Source organism: Proteus sp. PR00224 (assembly GCF_016238105.1).
Classification (GTDB): domain Bacteria; phylum Pseudomonadota; class Gammaproteobacteria; order Enterobacterales; family Enterobacteriaceae; genus Proteus.
Genome location: NZ_JAEHQU010000013.1, coordinates 1 through 16,200, shown reverse-complemented (window position 1 = coordinate 16,200; position 16,200 = coordinate 1). Strand labels below are relative to the sequence as shown.

At 39.0% G+C, this 16,200-nt stretch carries 23 protein-coding genes and 2 pseudogenes; 3 read left to right on the top strand and 22 right to left on the bottom strand.

Annotated features, from left to right (window positions below; all coding sequences use genetic code 11):
• Window positions 1-318: 318 nt before the first annotated feature.
• Both JEP71_RS17670 and JEP71_RS16585 read right to left on the bottom strand, forming a co-directional pair.
• A pseudogene (locus JEP71_RS17670) lies at window positions 319-510 on the bottom strand (DUF1799 domain-containing protein); the annotation flags it as partial.
• 113 nt (window positions 511-623) lie between these two features.
• Window positions 624-929, bottom strand: a pseudogene (locus tag JEP71_RS16585) (phage tail assembly chaperone).
• A 125-nt stretch (window positions 930-1,054) separates the two neighbouring features.
• On the opposite strand from JEP71_RS16585, the gene JEP71_RS16580 reads away from it, so the two are divergent.
• Together JEP71_RS16580 and JEP71_RS16575 are read left to right on the top strand one after the other, a co-directional pair.
• Complete coding sequence (locus tag JEP71_RS16580) at window positions 1,055-1,354, top strand: hypothetical protein (protein ID WP_098943648.1); 300 nt, start codon at window positions 1,055-1,057, stop codon at window positions 1,352-1,354.
• Between the two features lie 15 nt (window positions 1,355-1,369).
• Window positions 1,370-1,648: a DUF4236 domain-containing protein gene (locus JEP71_RS16575; RefSeq protein ID WP_098943649.1), complete on the top strand. Its 279-nt coding sequence runs from the start codon at window positions 1,370-1,372 to the stop codon at window positions 1,646-1,648.
• A gap of 21 nt (window positions 1,649-1,669) precedes the next feature.
• Here JEP71_RS16575 and JEP71_RS16570 read toward each other — a convergent pair whose 3' ends face one another.
• From JEP71_RS16570 to JEP71_RS16510, 13 genes are all read right to left on the bottom strand, one after another.
• Complete coding sequence (locus JEP71_RS16570; RefSeq protein WP_160230140.1) at window positions 1,670-2,362, bottom strand: DUF6246 family protein; 693 nt, start codon at window positions 2,360-2,362, stop codon at window positions 1,670-1,672.
• A gap of 48 nt (window positions 2,363-2,410) precedes the next feature.
• A complete protein-coding gene (locus JEP71_RS16565) occupies window positions 2,411-3,166 on the bottom strand; it encodes an Ig-like domain-containing protein (RefSeq protein ID WP_198626622.1) in 756 nt (251 codons plus the stop codon).
• A gap of 64 nt (window positions 3,167-3,230) precedes the next feature.
• Window positions 3,231-3,602 carry a phage tail termination protein gene (locus JEP71_RS16560; RefSeq protein WP_198626621.1) on the bottom strand — a complete coding sequence of 124 codons (372 nt, stop codon included), beginning with the start codon at window positions 3,600-3,602 and terminating at the stop codon, window positions 3,231-3,233.
• Window positions 3,599-3,967: an HK97 gp10 family phage protein gene (locus JEP71_RS16555; protein WP_198626620.1), complete on the bottom strand. Its 369-nt coding sequence runs from the start codon at window positions 3,965-3,967 to the stop codon at window positions 3,599-3,601. The genes JEP71_RS16560 and JEP71_RS16555 overlap by 4 nt, the downstream gene beginning before the upstream one ends.
• Before the next feature lie 2 nt (window positions 3,968-3,969).
• Window positions 3,970-4,311: a hypothetical protein gene (locus JEP71_RS16550; protein ID WP_052038475.1), complete on the bottom strand. Its 342-nt coding sequence runs from the start codon at window positions 4,309-4,311 to the stop codon at window positions 3,970-3,972.
• Between the two features lies 1 nt (window position 4,312).
• Window positions 4,313-4,690 (bottom strand): DUF7370 family protein, encoded by a 378-nt coding sequence (locus JEP71_RS16545; RefSeq protein WP_198626619.1) that lies wholly within the window; start codon window positions 4,688-4,690, stop codon window positions 4,313-4,315.
• Window positions 4,691-4,733: 43 nt separating this feature from the next.
• Complete coding sequence (locus tag JEP71_RS16540) at window positions 4,734-5,684, bottom strand: major capsid protein (RefSeq protein WP_109850502.1); 951 nt, start codon at window positions 5,682-5,684, stop codon at window positions 4,734-4,736.
• A 5-nt stretch (window positions 5,685-5,689) separates the two neighbouring features.
• Complete coding sequence (locus JEP71_RS16535) at window positions 5,690-6,376, bottom strand: hypothetical protein (protein WP_198626618.1); 687 nt, start codon at window positions 6,374-6,376, stop codon at window positions 5,690-5,692.
• A 66-nt stretch (window positions 6,377-6,442) separates the two neighbouring features.
• Window positions 6,443-7,504: a phage head morphogenesis protein gene (locus tag JEP71_RS16530; RefSeq protein ID WP_198626617.1), complete on the bottom strand. Its 1,062-nt coding sequence runs from the start codon at window positions 7,502-7,504 to the stop codon at window positions 6,443-6,445.
• Between the two features lie 2 nt (window positions 7,505-7,506).
• Window positions 7,507-8,889 carry a DUF4055 domain-containing protein gene (locus tag JEP71_RS16525; RefSeq protein ID WP_109850504.1) on the bottom strand — a complete coding sequence of 461 codons (1,383 nt, stop codon included), beginning with the start codon at window positions 8,887-8,889 and terminating at the stop codon, window positions 7,507-7,509.
• 1 nt (window position 8,890) lies between these two features.
• Window positions 8,891-10,375, bottom strand: coding sequence for a terminase (locus JEP71_RS16520; RefSeq protein ID WP_198626616.1), 1,485 nt, complete (start codon window positions 10,373-10,375; stop codon window positions 8,891-8,893).
• Between the two features lie 2 nt (window positions 10,376-10,377).
• Complete coding sequence (locus JEP71_RS16515; protein ID WP_198626615.1) at window positions 10,378-10,980, bottom strand: hypothetical protein; 603 nt, start codon at window positions 10,978-10,980, stop codon at window positions 10,378-10,380.
• An 85-nt stretch (window positions 10,981-11,065) separates the two neighbouring features.
• Window positions 11,066-11,230: a hypothetical protein gene (locus tag JEP71_RS16510; RefSeq protein WP_164530411.1), complete on the bottom strand. Its 165-nt coding sequence runs from the start codon at window positions 11,228-11,230 to the stop codon at window positions 11,066-11,068.
• A 284-nt stretch (window positions 11,231-11,514) separates the two neighbouring features.
• Here JEP71_RS16510 and JEP71_RS16505 point away from each other — a divergent pair, with 284 nt between their 5' ends.
• Entirely contained in the window at window positions 11,515-11,943 is a 429-nt protein-coding gene (locus tag JEP71_RS16505; RefSeq protein WP_036976683.1) for a hypothetical protein, read from the top strand.
• 505 nt (window positions 11,944-12,448) lie between these two features.
• Here the strand turns inward: JEP71_RS16505 and JEP71_RS16500 are convergent.
• From JEP71_RS16500 to JEP71_RS16470, 7 genes are all read right to left on the bottom strand, one after another.
• Entirely contained in the window at window positions 12,449-12,910 is a 462-nt protein-coding gene (locus JEP71_RS16500) for a lysis protein (RefSeq protein ID WP_109850507.1), read from the bottom strand.
• Window positions 12,911-12,912: 2 nt separating this feature from the next.
• Complete coding sequence (locus tag JEP71_RS16495; protein WP_004244729.1) at window positions 12,913-13,071, bottom strand: hypothetical protein; 159 nt, start codon at window positions 13,069-13,071, stop codon at window positions 12,913-12,915.
• Window positions 13,053-13,523 (bottom strand): lysozyme, encoded by a 471-nt coding sequence (locus tag JEP71_RS16490; protein WP_109850508.1) that lies wholly within the window; start codon window positions 13,521-13,523, stop codon window positions 13,053-13,055. The genes JEP71_RS16495 and JEP71_RS16490 overlap by 19 nt, the downstream gene beginning before the upstream one ends.
• Window positions 13,523-13,792: a hypothetical protein gene (locus JEP71_RS16485; RefSeq protein ID WP_098943665.1), complete on the bottom strand. Its 270-nt coding sequence runs from the start codon at window positions 13,790-13,792 to the stop codon at window positions 13,523-13,525. The genes JEP71_RS16490 and JEP71_RS16485 overlap by 1 nt, the downstream gene beginning before the upstream one ends.
• Window positions 13,793-14,278: 486 nt before the next feature.
• On the bottom strand, window positions 14,279-14,788 hold the full coding sequence (locus JEP71_RS16480) for a lipocalin family protein (protein ID WP_109850509.1): 510 nt from the start codon (window positions 14,786-14,788) through the stop codon (window positions 14,279-14,281).
• 24 nt (window positions 14,789-14,812) lie between these two features.
• Window positions 14,813-15,808, bottom strand: a complete 996-nt coding sequence (locus JEP71_RS16475) for a YbgA family protein (RefSeq protein ID WP_109372766.1) — start codon at window positions 15,806-15,808, stop codon at window positions 14,813-14,815.
• Window positions 15,809-15,908: 100 nt separating this feature from the next.
• Window positions 15,909-16,200: phosphate-starvation-inducible protein PsiE (locus JEP71_RS16470; protein WP_198626614.1), on the bottom strand; the 292-nt coding region annotated here is incomplete at its 5' end.

The window sequence follows — 16,200 nt, the reverse complement described above, 5'->3', positions numbered from 1 at the left end:
CGCTCTGCACCTTACTGTATGAAAATCACACTAAAACCTAGCGACTACCCCTGCATCTCTTAAAATATTATTTGCTTCAGTATAAACTCTTATAATCAATGGAACCTGAATTTTCCTTCCCGACACAATATGATGCCAAGTCTCATGCGTACTAGATATTGATTGCGCTTTCCACCCAGCATCCTTCATTAGCCTTGCTACTTCTGAATAAAAATTACCTACAGTCATATATTTTTCTGCTATTTAGTAAATTACCTAATAGTAGACTGTACACTAAAGTGAGGCAATTTTCTTTATCCTTAACATGTGTTTAACTCGTTATTTTGACCTCTTATGCATTACCTCCAACGCCTTAACTTCCATAATCCGCAGAACACTAAACACGGTCGCTCTGTCTTTGATATCGAATAAGTCCATCACTTGGCTTAACGGCGTGTAATCCAGCCCAGTAATACCATTCATACCTACACGCCATTGTGTATTCATAGCTGAAAATACTTGATACGAATCCCAAACATCAGGCTATATTTCAACATCATCAATATCTGGCGGAAAGCCAAAAGCACGCTCGAACTCAACTGATTCTTTTGAACTCATTCCGCCATACATTGCCTCAGCGACCGTTAAGAGTTTTTTTCGCGATTATCTAGCAGTTCATTGTAATACGTGGAAGCAATAGCACGAGAGGCTGATGGGTAGTTATCTAACAGTAGATTTAAGTTTTCTTTGTTATACGACTCTTCAATCGCTCAATCTTCAATAATTTGCTCAAAGAAATCAGTAGTTGGCTTTTCTCGCATCTCATCAAGCTGGCTCATTGGTTGATGTTTAAAGGTGAATGTCACTACTTCTGGCGTTTCTTTTCCAGTAACTGGGATCTTAACATTAGCTTTAAAGGTTGGATTAGGAACAAGGGTAAATTTAGGCATTATCAGTCCTTAAAAAAGCCCCTATTTCGGGGCTGTTGTGAGTATTTATGGATTAAGCTGCATTAGTATAAATCTGCATTTCAGACTTAAGTGAGAATCGTGCAGGCACGTTTTCAACTTCGTTAATGGCGGTATTAGGTACTCGCTGGAATGAAATGGATGCCGTGCTAGACAGCGCTTCACTTAAGGGTGATAGTTACAGTAGAGTAATGACTCTATTAAAAGAATATAAATTAGCCTCTCTACTTGCAGGAGAAGTTGAAAGACTGAAACATCAACTGTCTTTACTTAGTAATAGCGTAACAACACCTGAATCTGACAAATTCATAGAAATTGAAACCCAAGCTAACATAATTAAAGAATCAGTAGATAAGATACTTAAACAAATACCTTTTAGGGTGTCTGGTATCTCCAAAAAGAAATAACCACAAGAGGCTATCATGGGATTTAAATTTAGAAAGAGAATTAAAATTGCTCCCGGTATTCACATTAATGTAGGAAAGACTGGAGTTAGCACTTCTATTGGGAAAAGAGGATCAACAATTAATATTGGTAAAAATGGAACAAAGGCTACATTTGGCTTACCAGGGACAGGATTATCCTACTCGACAAAACTATCAGGAAAGACGAATAGAAAACCCAAAACTAAGCTAGAAAGATTAATTAGCTTCTTTATTTATATTGTGCTTTTTTTAGTTATTTATAGTTTCTTAAAATAACAAAGGGCACGGATGCCCTTGTTATCCTCTCTTCCTACTAACCAATCGACGCTTACCACTGATCAGCTCATCATTGCGCTTATCATCTTGCTTCATGATGTTGTCATATTCTTCTTTAGTAAATCCTTTCTCATCAGGGTATTTAGCCCTGAGCATCATCTGAAATTCAGTCATGGTTAACTGTTCGGCTTCATCACGATTCATTCCAAAATGAGCACGGGCAGAACTGATGTAATCAATTGCCATGAACTTATCAGAGAATTCGCTTTTGCCTTCGTTACGTTGCAGTTTGCGGATCTTAGCTTTACCAATAATTCCATGAGTGAATAATTCTCTGGCAATGACGATAATGTCAGCGATTGGCATCTTGCCGTTTTTATAGACGATACCGCGCTTACCTGATTTCCATTCACCAATAATTTCAGAGCAATCATTATCACAGCACGCCTGCATTACTATCATTGCAGTTTGCAAAATATTGCGCCCGTATGTTGGCTTGCTAATCGCTTTTATTAACCAATCGGGGATAACACTGTAACTCATTACGGCGCGTGTAATTAACTCTTGCACCTCTGTGCCATTTAATTGACCGTATGCGTTCACAATCTGTTTAGGCTCACCGATTCTTGTCATATTGATGAACGATGGTCTAAATAAGTAATCCTTTTTATCAGTAGAGATAACCATCTCACCGATGTCTAAAATAGGCGTCATAATCCCTCCTGAATATTTCAAGGGCACTCGAAAGCACCCTTTGTAATATTAAGCAGCGGTAACAGTAACCACGCATTTGGCTGTTTTACTACCATCTTCGGATTTGACAGTAACGTTTGCGGTACCTTCGGCAATACCACGTACAGTAACCACATTCGCAAGTTGGGTAACTGTTGCAAAGTTTGTCTTATCGCTCACAGCGGTGTAGTTTTTGTTAGTTGCATCGGTTGGTGTAAATTTGACAGTAAATGTCTTAGTTTCACCCACTTTTACAGACAGAGTAGCTGGTTCGACTGCGACACTCTCAACAACGATTTCTTCTTGTAGCCATTCAACCGTTTCTGCATCAGCAACTTTCAGTTCACCTGAATAAGTGGAGATTTCTTTTGTTGGAAATTCCATAGACCATGATGTAAATAACATATAGCCCTGAACAACATCAGAGCCATCACCTTTCATATCAAGTTGAACCCAATAATCTGGCTGGCGACCAGCTTTGATTTCATCAAGGATTTCTTTTGCAATATCGAAAGCAGAAGTAGAGCCAGTTACGCCAGCTTTCTTCAATTCACCATCAAAACTAATGGTGAAATCAGCGCCAGTAACGATTGATTCCGTTAATCCTTTGATATCATCAGCATTAGACGTTACCGTCTCCATACCGAAATCGAATGATTTGCTTGTTAACGCACCTAAGCGTAAAAACTGATCTTGTGCTGGCACTTGGTCAGGGCATCCTTTTGCAATACGTATAATTCCTGCATTGCCCATCACCAGACCTTTTTTGTCAGGACATTGTGACATGTTATAACCTCTTTATTTGCAAATAAAAAAGGCCGCATAAGCGACCTATTGAGATGTATTTAATTTAAAATGTACAACGGAAAGAAAGTGGGATGACAAACCTACCTTCTGTTGTTTGAATTGGATTAACAAAACCAGATGTATTGATAATGAAACCAATGTTATGGCTTCTAGAATGACACCTTACATACTCTAGTATTTCGTTAGCTCGCTGAACAATAAACTCAATCCACGCCTTACCAGATATGAGTGAAATGGTAAAAAAATCATCACCACTTAGATCATCAATACGTCCAGTTCCATTTTGTTGCTGAAATACGATGTATGAGTCCGAATCATTACCTTCTTTTTCATTCCAAATATAATCCTGCTTAATGAGACCATCTGATAAACCTGATTCAGAAAAATAGTTTTTCAGTCGCTCAAAGGTCGTCATATTTTAAACTCCTCAGCAACAGCCTTATCAATCATTTGTTTCGTTTCCTCAAATCCTTTCAGGAGGAATTCTTTCTTCGCAGTAGGTCTGCGGAAACTTTGCTTAACATTAGGATCATGAACGAAAACAGCATACGAAGCAGAATAACCAACGCGACCAGTAAATAGTGTGCCTTTTACTTTTACATCTCTAAATTGTGAGTTAATGAGCGTTTTAGTGTCAATGGGTGTGTATATAGCAGCTTGCCTACCACCAATATCTAGCGCTCTATGCATGGCTCGAGCTATCTTTTTTGACGCTATACTTCCAACCAGAGAGTTTAAGTTAGATATCGCATTACCTATTCCTTTTACTTTTGCCCCCATAGTTATACCGCCGTCGTTAATGTGTAATCATCTAGACCACCATTAATATCTCGGTCTCTATCGATAGACTTAATCCTACTAGCACCATGCAAAAATGGATCTCTATCTTCATGTTTGCCAATGGCGATATAGTCTTCTTGAGTTGCTTCGCTATACTCAGTCCAAATAACATTCTTAATGATTATTTCAGTGCCAATGGTTTTTCTACCATCTTTAAAACTACTTCCGTAATCACATCGGATATGAATTGGCTCTGAAAATATGGGTTTACCGTAACCATCTTTACCTGTAATTTTCCAAATGGTTGCCCACCCCTTGCAAAATCGTCGCAGGATTTTCCCCATATCACCCCCGAGCCACATCAAACTGAACAAGACCAACAGGTCGTTCAATAGGTAAGCTATCGGTACATCCAAAGGGATCCAGAGAGGACAGCGTTTTTAACAATGTTTTTCTACCATCAGCAAAATACTGATATGAAACAGAAGCGCCAGAAGGTGCGTGTTCTGAGGATATTTTTCTAACATCAGCAGATGATAATATGAGGATAACCGAATACAGCTTAATTAAAGTAACAACTGCATCTGAATATCCTGCGTTATCAAGGCAAGTATCAATAGTATCCACAATAGATATGGCAGAGCTTATAACAAGGCTTGTTGCCTCAAACCCCATCACCTCTAATTGCTCATTAACTTGCTCAACCGTAATCACAATAGACATGATCACTCCTCATGGATAAATAAGGGGCTACTGCCCCCTCGCATTACCCACCAACACTAGTATTCTTGCCAAATGAAACCATAACGCCAGCGGTATCTTTAATATCAGTAGCAATCTGCTTCCAATTAGCTACCGTTTCAATCTGTGCGTTAGTGGGTGATTTGATACTATCTTTACTCCACTGATAACCACGCAAACCAATAGTAAAGTCATACTCACCTTGCATTAGTGCCTTAATATTTTCTTGACCTAACACATCCTGAGCCTTCATGATCAATGGCGATGTTTGAATCGCTGCGGCGCCAGTAACCAAACCTAACGAATGCTGTTTGTCTGCATCTGACAAAGCGGGAATATCAGAGATAACAAAACGACGACCAAGGTTATCTTGTTTAATGGCGACGTTACCAATTTGGAACAGGTTATTCGCGTTGGTTAGTGTCTCATCCATAAAGTCGTTGAACGTTGCACCATCCATTAACCAAGCAACAATGCGTGAATAAGCATCGCCGAATGGACGTGTGGCCTTATTCAAACCTCTTAATGATGGCGTTTCTCCGCCAACAGTAACTGCCGTTGTATTACCAGAAATAGCTGCTTTCAATGCTGCACCAGCAGTATTAAGGTAATCTTGCAACATGGCTTCTGCTGATTGAGCAGCAACTACCGCGGCCGCTTCTGACACATCTTTACCTAGTCGCTTCATCATCGTTGGGGTAACAGATACAGGACCAATACGACCATCAACCTTAATCATACGGTCAAGGATTTGACCCAATTCTTGTGGCGTTAGATTGCCTGAGCCATAAGCGTTACGTCGCTGAGCCAGCCCGCCAAGTAACTGCCATGATGTTTGCTCAATGTAGTCACCGATATGATCACCATCACCGATAACTAAAGCGCCACCAGATGCTTCGTTAAACTGACGGACAGCTTGAGCAACTAATTCTGTTGCTGCTAGCGATACTTGTTTTTGAAAAATATGTAAAGACATATAAATTAATCCTCTGGGATATTAGCAATGATTTGACGTGCGCTATCAACTAATGGATTTGCGCTTTTGGGTTTATCACTGCCTCCGGCTGGTGATTTCCCTTTGCCGCCTTCCCCTCCGGTTCCGGTGGCTTTGCTACCGATAATTACCGGAGCAAATAACTGGTTATTACGAAATTCTTTTTCTAAATCATCAATAGTGAATGCTGAAGGATGCCCATTAGCGTCAACTACTCGCGTTTTACCGTCCTCTACTGATAATCGAGATTTAATGTGCGGGATAATTAACGGTGCAGCATCACCCGCAAGCTTTGTAGCCAACGTTTGTGCGACGTTATCAACTAATAGTGTGTGTAGGCTCGCGTCTTTTTCCTGTAGCTGTGCTAATAGCTCACTTTCACGCGCCTTTAACTTTTCAGCCCAACTTTTTTCTAGTGATTCAATATCACCATTTTTACGAGCCTGCTCTTCAGCCGCTTTCTTCGCTGCATCTTCGGCTTGTCGGCGCTTTTCTTGCTCTGTTTTTTTCTCAGAAAGTAATTCATCAACCTTCTTTTGAAGCCCTGACACATCTGGAATTTCTGGCATACCTTCGATTTGAAGTTGGTAATTTCCACCGACTTCTTTATACAAAACCTTTTTATCATCAGTTAATGCATCAAATTCTTCTTTTGTTAATAGGTATTTAAACATCGTAAAACCTCTGGTTTAGATGGTGCAGTCTCTAACTGCGAATAATAAAAAACCCACCGAAGTGGGTCATTTGAGGTCGATACCTGCTTTATTAAAAGCTTCAGGTATGATCCGTTGAAGTTCCTTAAGCGTTATTGGCTTAAAGTATTTATCGAGCTGTAACTTTGCGAATTTATCAGGCGGTAATCCACCATCACGAAACAACTGAGCCCTAGTCTTACCTAATACAATGTCCTGCCTGTTCGCTGGTTGGCGATAAAGCCACTCGTAATAAGACTCTTCACCCCATTCAGAATTACCGACATAATCTGTTGTAATTAAGTTTATGTATTTCTCATCTAAAACTGGAAGTAATCGACTACGGCAATTAGGATGAAGAGGAGGTTTGGGGCCTTTTCCTAGTGGATAGCGATTACCGGATAATGATCTACATACTGATGATGTTTTATTGTCCAGTATTGCGCTGAACTCTTCATACTTAATCAGATCAGGATTCTCTTTGTAAAAATCCATTGCCCCTATACTGTGCGCATGCTGTAAAGAGGTTCTGGATATCATCTGAAAGCCCCTAGCAATCCTACCGACTACCGACGATGCGATGATTAGAGGTTCAACTGACGTCCCGTTAATCGTTGATTGCAGATCAGACACATCACCACCAGATGATAGTGATATCAGTGCCTGATTTTCTACCTGTTGAATGGATGTATCAGCCCAAGATTCAATAAACTTTTCTAGGAATAACGAACCACTCCATCCCGTCAGGTTCATGGGGATGTTTTGTACATCTTTACGCACTTTCTCATAATTGGCAGGTTTAATACCTTCTAGAAGTGAGTTAAAACCTCGATATTCGGCATCTGCCATAACAATGGCAACACTGATGGCTTCATCAAGCAATTTTCCAGAATGACTAGAGAGAACTGGCTTTAGTGATTTTTTTAATGCAAGCGCGATTGATTTTGCTTTACTTATAGAGGAAATATCACCTGAGAAGGTAGACAGCGCAGATGCCACAGTGGCACGAATATCCAACACTAAATCACGAGTATCTGCTGTTGATGACTTCAACCTTTCCAGCATGACCTGTATCATTAATGCGTTGTCAAGGATGATGCTCGGTTGCATAGTCACACTCCCAACATATTTGCCCCTCTCGTTAATTCCAGTTCATCAACAACATCCTCAGCCCTCTCGTCTTGAGAAATGATATTGATACTTTGCAAGTACTTAACAAAATCAATCAATCGCATAGATCCTGATTGCAACGCAGCCAATAACGCTGTAATCGTTGGTGAATCTAGCTTAGCTATATCATAAACTTTATTCAGTTGTATTGACGCTTCGCCACCACCCGCAAACTGGATACAAAAATCAAGTGCTCGGTTAAATGCTTGCTCAACATTACCCGCACACAATGACAGCACTGAATTATCTGTTTGTGCCTCATCCTGTGCCTGTGTAGCAGTTCTTGCTGACGTTCCTCGTTCAACTAACTTAGCGCCTAGCATTGCCATTTGCTTCTCTCTACGTTCAGCTAGAGTGATTTGAATATTTCTATCTTCGGGCTGTGCAAACTTCATGTCACCACCTTGTGGTAGCAATACCCCTTTACGGGAGCCAACAGTAAATCCATCAGACATATGTTTCTCAACCCAGTCATCTGTAAGACCTGTTAATGCAACCATTGGTTGACCGACAGTATGTGCCGATTCTGCTATATCAGCCTCAGCCTGATAATGTTTGATATTCACGTATGCTATATCAGCAAGAGGTGGAGAATCAGGAGTGTGATCATTATTCATTGAGCCAATCCATGACCATGGCAACTCATTTAATGGACTGCCAATCGCATCACTCAATACAACCCAATCTGTAACCTTTATGTCTCCATCTTCATACCAACGACGAGAATGAGCGACATCATTAATAAGCCTTAATTCAATCCAGTTATTCTGCATTTGCAGTTCAAAATCATCTGTATCTACTGGCTCTTGATATTTGAGGACAACGAGGGATGTTTTCCCATTCGTTACACGCCAGTTGATGATTTCTTTTGCTGTGAACAATCGAACATAAGGGCGTCCCTTATTAGCTTCTGACTGAATCCCTGCTCCGCTAAAATCACTTAATAGACCAGCTCGACCACGCTGTAAGTTTTGCGATAACGCATCCCTTATCATTTGGGTTAGTGGCTGGCCTTGACCGTCTATGTCAGTTTCTAAATACTCGACACTACCGCTAACACTAATCTTTACTGGCTTACTGAAAGCAATACCAAGTAAACCACTAAGTGTCCTACCCGTGGCATTCAGAAAGGATGCTCTAGCTAAATAGCGCTTATAACGCTCATTACCCTTATCATCTTCATCTTTGTTATCTGCCGGATGAGGGAGGTATTTCTCTTTCTTGCTTTTAACAACTCGTTCGCCATCAACACAATCGCCAATCATGTCCCATTCAGGCAAAAACTCATTGTAAGCTGGATGCTTATAATCAACGTTTGTATTCATGTTAGTTCCAGTTAAATTCTATTTTCTTAGTCAACCGTTTAGTATTTCTTCGACTCACTGCAAAATATCTAAATCCATCAGCATCATGAGATGTGTAATCATGAAGCGGTTTATCTTTCCAACATCCACGTTTGTCATCCCACTCTTTGCGATACCCCTCAAGATGAGCGATGCCTACACTGCATTTATGTTCATCAAAAACACAGTGGGGGAGAATTTCACGCACAGCCTCAATGCCTTCATCAATGGAAAGTTTCGGCACTACGTCAAATCGAATTGAGTAAATTTGTCCGTCGATTTCGTACCCTTCACGCGCTAATTCACGCCGAGATTTCGCATCAGAACCAAACTCACGGTTATCGATATCATGAGGGCCATTGTGACTTGCATATGTGTAGCCTTTGTCTTTCAGCACTTTCATGTAGTGTCGCAGGCCTTCACCACTATTTGAGTAATGATCTATGACATGGAATTCCGCACCAACCTCACGAATAAACCAAATTGACGTTGAGTCACCCACGCCGATATCCCAGTACGTATGAACCGGTAGATGCGAGTTATCAGGAAGTGTACCAATGCGTTTATTTTCGTACAGGAAGCGGAATTGCTTGGCGTAGTAAGCACCTTCAACAGATTGCTGAAATGCTTCAGACGGTATTGACGGATATTCCCGCTTCATATCGTCGCCAAGTGTTTTCTCTTTGGCGTAATACCATGCTTTCTGGCGCTCGTTTAATTGAACGCCGTGCTTACTTGATATCTCATCGAAGTAATCAACTAACCGCTGTGGTAATTGATCAACAGGGTCAATCGCATACTCTGAATTCTTCCACCATGAGAAGAAAAAGAATTTCCAGTCTAGGTTAGAAAGAGTCTTGCCCTGAATTTGTGCTTTCTCAGCAGACTGGCAGTAATCATAAAAATAACCTGCTCTACCTTCCGCTGTACTTTCAATTGTCGTGAAACAATCGCTTGATACCGGCTCAAATGCACCAGTGACAATTTCACGAGCCTTCTCTGGATACTTAGCACATATCTTACCGAACTCAGAAACGTGCAAATAACGGAGTGTACCACCACGAAATGATGTACTGATATAAAGTGACCCGCCTTTGCTAAACACCAACTCACCAGACGCATCATTACTCGCTGGATTTGCCGCTTTAATTTCATCAGGTAGTTTTTCGTAAGCGTATTTTATCTTTTCCCTGAATAGTCGCTTAGCATCGTTTAGCGTGTGGGCTATCAATGCACATTTGGCTGCCTCAAATAGAGCCGCGTCTAGTTGGATAATGCAGACTTCAGTAGTAAAGCCAAGCTGACGAGCCTTGAGGATAATGTTTCGCGTGTGCATCCCTTCAAAATATTCAAGTTGCTCGGGCGTCATTTTAAATCGAACTGGCTTGCCTTCTTTATTGGTTATCCAGTAGAGATGGTTCAATCGCCAGAGCTTATCTCTTAATAATGCAAGATGTTCTGGCTTCATGATTATTCCTTAGATAAGTCATCCATTAAATCTGATAGTTGGCTAGCTGTCTTATTCGGCTGAACGTCATCGAGGCCATATGCCTGACGCTCAAGTCCAATTAAGTTCTTAAGTGTTTCACTAAGTGCTTTTGCTGATTTAACACGCTCAGGCAGGGAGATAATTGAGTGATAAATTTCATTGAGTTTGTCGCGACCATTATCATCAGGACTAAACATCAGGTCGCCCAACTTATTCAGGGCAGGCACATCTGCGCACTTTGCACTCAGTTCGTCAAACAAGACGTTAGCCAGTTCACGCGCCCGGCGTATATCACCTCTATGCTCCATACGAACATTAGCAATAACCTCAGCCGTAGCCTCAATAAGTACGCGCTCAGATAATGTTGTTTCTGTGCGTACCTGCTTGCGTACTTCTTCTTTGCGTACCAAATCATCAGCACGAGATTTTATCTTTGCGTTAAGATCTCTCGACCAATCATCTTTCTTAGCTCTCTTGCGTATAGCCCCTTCAGATATGCCATGCTGTGAAGCTATTTCTCGGAGTGACATCACGCCAGCTCGGTAAGCCGACTCGATGGCCTCCCAATCTGGTCTTTTAGCCATATTCATATCCTCAATAACAAATTAAAAAACTCACCATAGTGAGCTTTGTGATTTGCAATAAAAAACCCGCCGGAGCGGGCTATTGTTAGATAGCAACTCCTCGTCGCCTTAACTCATCAATGATTGCATCAATAGCATCATGGATTACGTCAGTATTGTAGTAAATTGACAAGCCTGATTGATAAATGGTTTCCAGTAACTTGAAGTTATGCTTAAGATTGTTGATCAGCTGATCGGTTGTTTTAGACATTAGAATTCTCCTGTGTCTTTTATAGAGCTTAATTGCTCACCTTTATTTATCCTCACAGGCCTGAAGAATGCCCAAAACACGCTATTTTTGGTCTAATTTATTTTGTATTCTATTTTTGCGCTACCGATTATCCTATTGGTCACATGAGGCTCTTTAGTGGTCATTATGCCTTTGTATGTTGAGCCATCTTTCTTAGTTGCTATTACGTGATATTTTTCAGTCATAGTTAGCTCTTCTTGTGATAGTCTTGTCGTAAGACGATATTGCATTGACATAGAGGGATCATGAGACAGTATCTTTTTGCTTTACTTATACCGTTCACTGTGTGCGCTAATGCAACAGATGAAACCCTGATATTTGAAATGGAGTGCTCTTGGATTAATTACTCCCAAGACGGCACCACCAAAAAAAGTGAGGATAGCCAGATATTTTCTGTTTATAAATCAAATGCAACACAAATCCTCAAGATAGCGCCAGCTAAAAAGAGTAGTCATATGCCATCTCCGACCTATGCTATGAAGGTAAAAGGAGCATACTCATCTCAATTCGGAGTACCTTATTACAAAGAATTCTATTGGATGAGCCACGATACAAGGCTTACATTACTTCGTGGAAATGACACAAAAGTAATAATTGAATCCATATCATCCCCAGGGATGCCTGTGATGGAAGCCACCTGCACCAAGCCTATATATACAGACGACAAAAAGTAACCATTCGCAACCATCATCACGTGTCACTACGTTACTTTGGTCACTTCTAGTCTATTCCTAGCAGTCAAGATAGGGATCGACCTCCTTAATGGATAAACGATTTATCTAACCTTGTCGGGGTTATTCTTTTGGAATGCTTTTATCCAATTCTTCACGGAATTTAACTGGATTCTCTGAACCTTCTACTGCCATGATATTTCTCCATTAAAAAGCCCCGCTATTGCGAGGCGATTGTTTTCTAAAAACTTACGTTGATTATTAACAGATTGGCTTACTGAATATTGGTAATCTATTGTTTTCACACATACTAGTGAAAGCCCTGTGGGAGCCCAAACTCACAGGGTTATTTTTATCTTGCGTTTTTATTTGGGTAAGAAATAAGTTAATCAGAATTATCAATCTGGTATATATACTTACTTAAGCTATACTAACTAAAATCAACCTCGCTATACTCTTACTGATTGGTGTTTAGTTAGTTTGCCCATGCACCCATGCTGGGCTTTTTTTAGTTCACACACTCCACTCTAATGTAATCCTGCAACCCTTTAATCATCTGTTCTGACTCTGCAATTCGCTCTCTGAGTAACCAATAATTTCTGATAGCGGTGTCAGTAGGTCGGGCGGTGGTTGCATAAGCCAAGCGGGTGGCGGGAGTGGTTTTGTTTTTTGGGCACTCGGCTTTGATATACACCCGCTCAGGATGATGCTCACTAATATCACGCAAGCGACTAATTTCATTCTTGGCATTCGCTAACTCCTGTATATATTGAATATCCAACTGATTTAATCGCATTATGCGTGCTTGATAATCAGTATTAATAGACCTCTGTTCTTCGAGAGCAATCGTTAGTTCTTTGTTTGTTTCTACTAATAGATTAATTCTGTTAGCTTGCCAGTTAATCACCCAATAACTACCCACAATGATGCCTACCATCGCAATGACGGCATAGAGTTTCCCGTATTTCATGATTAGTACCGATGATGTGAGAGAGCTATCTGACAGCGCTTTTCTAAACTAACTTGGTCTTTAGTACATGAGTTATCAATCAAGAGATAAATGCCACCAGCGACTGTAATGAGTAATGCAAGGATAAAGCTGATAATGATGATTAAAGGTTTCCATGACATAGTGCTGACTCCGCTTCTCGACGACTGACAAGCCCTCGCCAAACCTTTCCACCCGCATATACCCAACGTTTTATTTCTTCACAGGCACCCGCTCTATCATCCGCATTTAATTTCTTGAGTAATGTTGAGCGAGCAAATGCTGTCATTCCTACATTAAAAGCAAAGGAATATAAAGCGGCTTTGGTGTAGTCATCGAGTGGTACTTTGATTAATGCATCGACTTTCTGTTGTGTCTTAATAAAATCGTTTTGTAATAACGCATCACATTCTTGTTGTGTATATGTCTTACCTTGAATAATGTCTTTGCCTGTATGCCCATAACAAACCGTCAAAACGCCTGCCACATCACGATAAGGTTCATAACGCACACCTTCAAAATGGGCTATCACTACTAATGCGATTGCTGTGGCTCCTGCTGTTGTTAGCGCCGCTATTTTCTGTTTGAGAGACATTAAATATCCTTTGGTGCTTTCACCATTAATTCAGCAAGTCTTTTTAACGTTTCGGTCGGGTTTTGTGGGTCAACATGACGAACAAGCTCTTCAAATAATTGAGTACGTTTTCGCTGTTCTCTTCGAGTCATAAAATAAGTAGCTAAACCGAGAACCATGCTGAACGCCATCCCGATAACAAATCCCCATTCATATAAAGAGAGACTGGCAAAAAAGGCCGTTAGGCCTGCTGTTCCATAGGTTACATTGGTTAATTTATCCATACACATATACACCCCTACGGAGTGCCCATTAATGATTAATATAAAGAGAAATTATTAAGAGATTTTCGAGATGATTTATAAAAATATAGTAATTCTTATTTATTACTGTACATATTTATAAATTTATTCATAAAATAATAAATAATATTTATGAAACGGAGTAATCAAGTGCGATATATTATTTTATTTCTTATTTCTTTATTTTTTATAATTACTTTCATTATAATAACTAATAATGATAAAAATCAGTCAGTTAAACAAACAACTCAAATCGAGAACGATATAAATAAAAAATCAGAAAAGTGCACATTTTATTCACCAATAAAAACAAAACGACTAGCCTGGATAACACTAACTCATAAATCCCCATGCTCTTAGGTGTAAATAATCATTACCAGTGTTATTATAATGGATAATATGAATAGGCATTTTCAAATTATAATTAAATACCATCAAATTAGATAGTATTTAAATTCAGCTATATACCTTTTGTTAAAATATTATGATCCTGTTACTATCAAATCCATATGATGTTGCAAAATGAATATATTCATTCAACAAATTTGATGGCATGGTCGGTGTACGTGATAATATCCATAAATAATCTTTATCTGGTCCTACAACCAAAGAATATTGATAATTCTTATCCAATTTGATGATATTATATCCACCATAGAATGGACCAAAAAATGATACTTTTAATGCACCTTTATTAGATAAATCAACAAAATAAGCCTTACCGATACTTTCTTTCCAGCGATGTTTATTTTGACTCCAACCTCGATTAATAACCTTAACACCACCATCATCTCGTAATGAATAATTTGCGGTAACTTTCGTTAAGCCTTTTTCAAAACGATTATCTATTCTAGCGACCTCATACCACTGCCCAAGATAACGTGATAGATCAAAATTATTAACAGGCTTAATGTCACTCGGAGGAATAACATTGCATCCAGTAAGAATAAATGAACTTAAAAAAGTGACAAAAGAACGTATCATATTTTCCTCCTATCAATAAGTTTATTATAATCCATAACGTAATCTTAAGGATTGAGGATAAGGATGAAAATATCTCTGTTTACTCAAATAATTATCAGGATGCTCTGATAGATAATGATTAATTAATGTTAAAGGTGCTAATAAAGGCTGTATTCCTTGACGGTATTCTAAAATCAATTGACTTAATGCTTGTCGCTGATTTGATGTTAAATAGCGCTTAAAATACCCCTGCACATGCATAAGAACATTGGTATGATTACGTCGTGTTGCTTGGTGCTGTAATAATGTCATAAATCTATTTCGATATTCATCAAAAAAAGCTTCCAATGAATGCCATTCTTTATTATTAGCAACAAAGCGACCTAACTCTCTATAAAGAGGTTGTGAATGAGCCAATAAGAGCAGTTTATATCTTGTATGGAAATCGATTAAAGACTGACGAGTAAATGCGTTCATTCTCAATTCATTCAACTCATCCAGTGCAAATACACGTATAACAAAATTTTCTCTTATATGAGGATCATTCAATCGTCCATCTTCCTCTATTGGTAACCAAGGCATCATTTTTTTCAGATTTTCTGTAAAAATACCCGTCCCAGCCTTCCTATTACCATTACCAATAGGATCATATACACGAACACGCTCTAATCCACAACTTGGTGATTTTGCACAAACAATATACCCACTAAACTGATTAAATTTCTCTAAATACTCAACAGAATACCGATTCATCTTTTCAGTTAAATCACCTTCACTCCCGTTACTAAATTTTAATGCAATTTCTCCTGAATTTGATTTAACTAATCTTAGTGCGGGCCTTGGTGTAGGTAAACCAATAGCCATCTCAGGACAAGCCGATTGATATTCAAAATAATCAGATAGTTCATCTACGGCAAGATGAAAGCGCTTATGACCACCATCAAACCTAACATTATTCCCTAATAAACAAGTGCTAATCCCTACAATAATTTTTTTACCAACAAAATTATTTTTGTGAATATCTGTAACAGAGTTAAACATTCTTACTACCTCATATGAAACATTCATATAATCTGATTATAGTAGATCATAACTGTATTCATATTAGTAAGATTATGCTTTTTTTACTACTTTTATAATTTTAATTAGGTTTCAATCTTTCAGCACTAGAAATATATAATGCAATAACAAGTAGCAGTATCGTTCCTGAGTAAACAATAAGTAACTGAGGATTTTTATGTTCAACAACAATTAACCTAATTACCGCAGTTATTGCAATATAAATAAAATATTGCAATGGAAAGTGATAATTCGACTGAAAATATTTAATAATTAATGCAATAAATTCAAAATAAAGAAAGTAAATGATAAGTCCATCAACTAATAAATAAATTGAAACTGGATCACTAACTGTAAATAATAAATTAGCAAGG

Coding starts and splice junctions, on each gene's coding strand:
- JEP71_RS16580 (WP_098943648.1), top strand. CDS start 1,055: ATGGCGGTATTAGGTACTCGCTGGAATGAAATGGATGCCGTGCTAGAC.
- JEP71_RS16575 (WP_098943649.1), top strand. CDS start 1,370: ATGGGATTTAAATTTAGAAAGAGAATTAAAATTGCTCCCGGTATTCAC.
- JEP71_RS16570 (WP_160230140.1), bottom strand. CDS start 2,362: ATGACGCCTATTTTAGACATCGGTGAGATGGTTATCTCTACTGATAAA.
- JEP71_RS16565 (WP_198626622.1), bottom strand. CDS start 3,166: ATGTCACAATGTCCTGACAAAAAAGGTCTGGTGATGGGCAATGCAGGA.
- JEP71_RS16560 (WP_198626621.1), bottom strand. CDS start 3,602: ATGACGACCTTTGAGCGACTGAAAAACTATTTTTCTGAATCAGGTTTA.
- JEP71_RS16555 (WP_198626620.1), bottom strand. CDS start 3,967: ATGGGGGCAAAAGTAAAAGGAATAGGTAATGCGATATCTAACTTAAAC.
- JEP71_RS16550 (WP_052038475.1), bottom strand. CDS start 4,311: ATGGGGAAAATCCTGCGACGATTTTGCAAGGGGTGGGCAACCATTTGG.
- JEP71_RS16545 (WP_198626619.1), bottom strand. CDS start 4,690: ATGTCTATTGTGATTACGGTTGAGCAAGTTAATGAGCAATTAGAGGTG.
- JEP71_RS16540 (WP_109850502.1), bottom strand. CDS start 5,684: ATGTCTTTACATATTTTTCAAAAACAAGTATCGCTAGCAGCAACAGAA.
- JEP71_RS16535 (WP_198626618.1), bottom strand. CDS start 6,376: ATGTTTAAATACCTATTAACAAAAGAAGAATTTGATGCATTAACTGAT.
- JEP71_RS16530 (WP_198626617.1), bottom strand. CDS start 7,504: ATGCAACCGAGCATCATCCTTGACAACGCATTAATGATACAGGTCATG.
- JEP71_RS16525 (WP_109850504.1), bottom strand. CDS start 8,889: ATGAATACAAACGTTGATTATAAGCATCCAGCTTACAATGAGTTTTTG.
- JEP71_RS16520 (WP_198626616.1), bottom strand. CDS start 10,375: ATGAAGCCAGAACATCTTGCATTATTAAGAGATAAGCTCTGGCGATTG.
- JEP71_RS16515 (WP_198626615.1), bottom strand. CDS start 10,980: ATGGCTAAAAGACCAGATTGGGAGGCCATCGAGTCGGCTTACCGAGCT.
- JEP71_RS16510 (WP_164530411.1), bottom strand. CDS start 11,230: ATGTCTAAAACAACCGATCAGCTGATCAACAATCTTAAGCATAACTTC.
- JEP71_RS16505 (WP_036976683.1), top strand. CDS start 11,515: ATGAGACAGTATCTTTTTGCTTTACTTATACCGTTCACTGTGTGCGCT.
- JEP71_RS16500 (WP_109850507.1), bottom strand. CDS start 12,910: ATGAAATACGGGAAACTCTATGCCGTCATTGCGATGGTAGGCATCATT.
- JEP71_RS16495 (WP_004244729.1), bottom strand. CDS start 13,071: ATGTCATGGAAACCTTTAATCATCATTATCAGCTTTATCCTTGCATTA.
- JEP71_RS16490 (WP_109850508.1), bottom strand. CDS start 13,523: ATGTCTCTCAAACAGAAAATAGCGGCGCTAACAACAGCAGGAGCCACA.
- JEP71_RS16485 (WP_098943665.1), bottom strand. CDS start 13,792: ATGTGTATGGATAAATTAACCAATGTAACCTATGGAACAGCAGGCCTA.
- JEP71_RS16480 (WP_109850509.1), bottom strand. CDS start 14,788: ATGATACGTTCTTTTGTCACTTTTTTAAGTTCATTTATTCTTACTGGA.
- JEP71_RS16475 (WP_109372766.1), bottom strand. CDS start 15,808: ATGTTTAACTCTGTTACAGATATTCACAAAAATAATTTTGTTGGTAAA.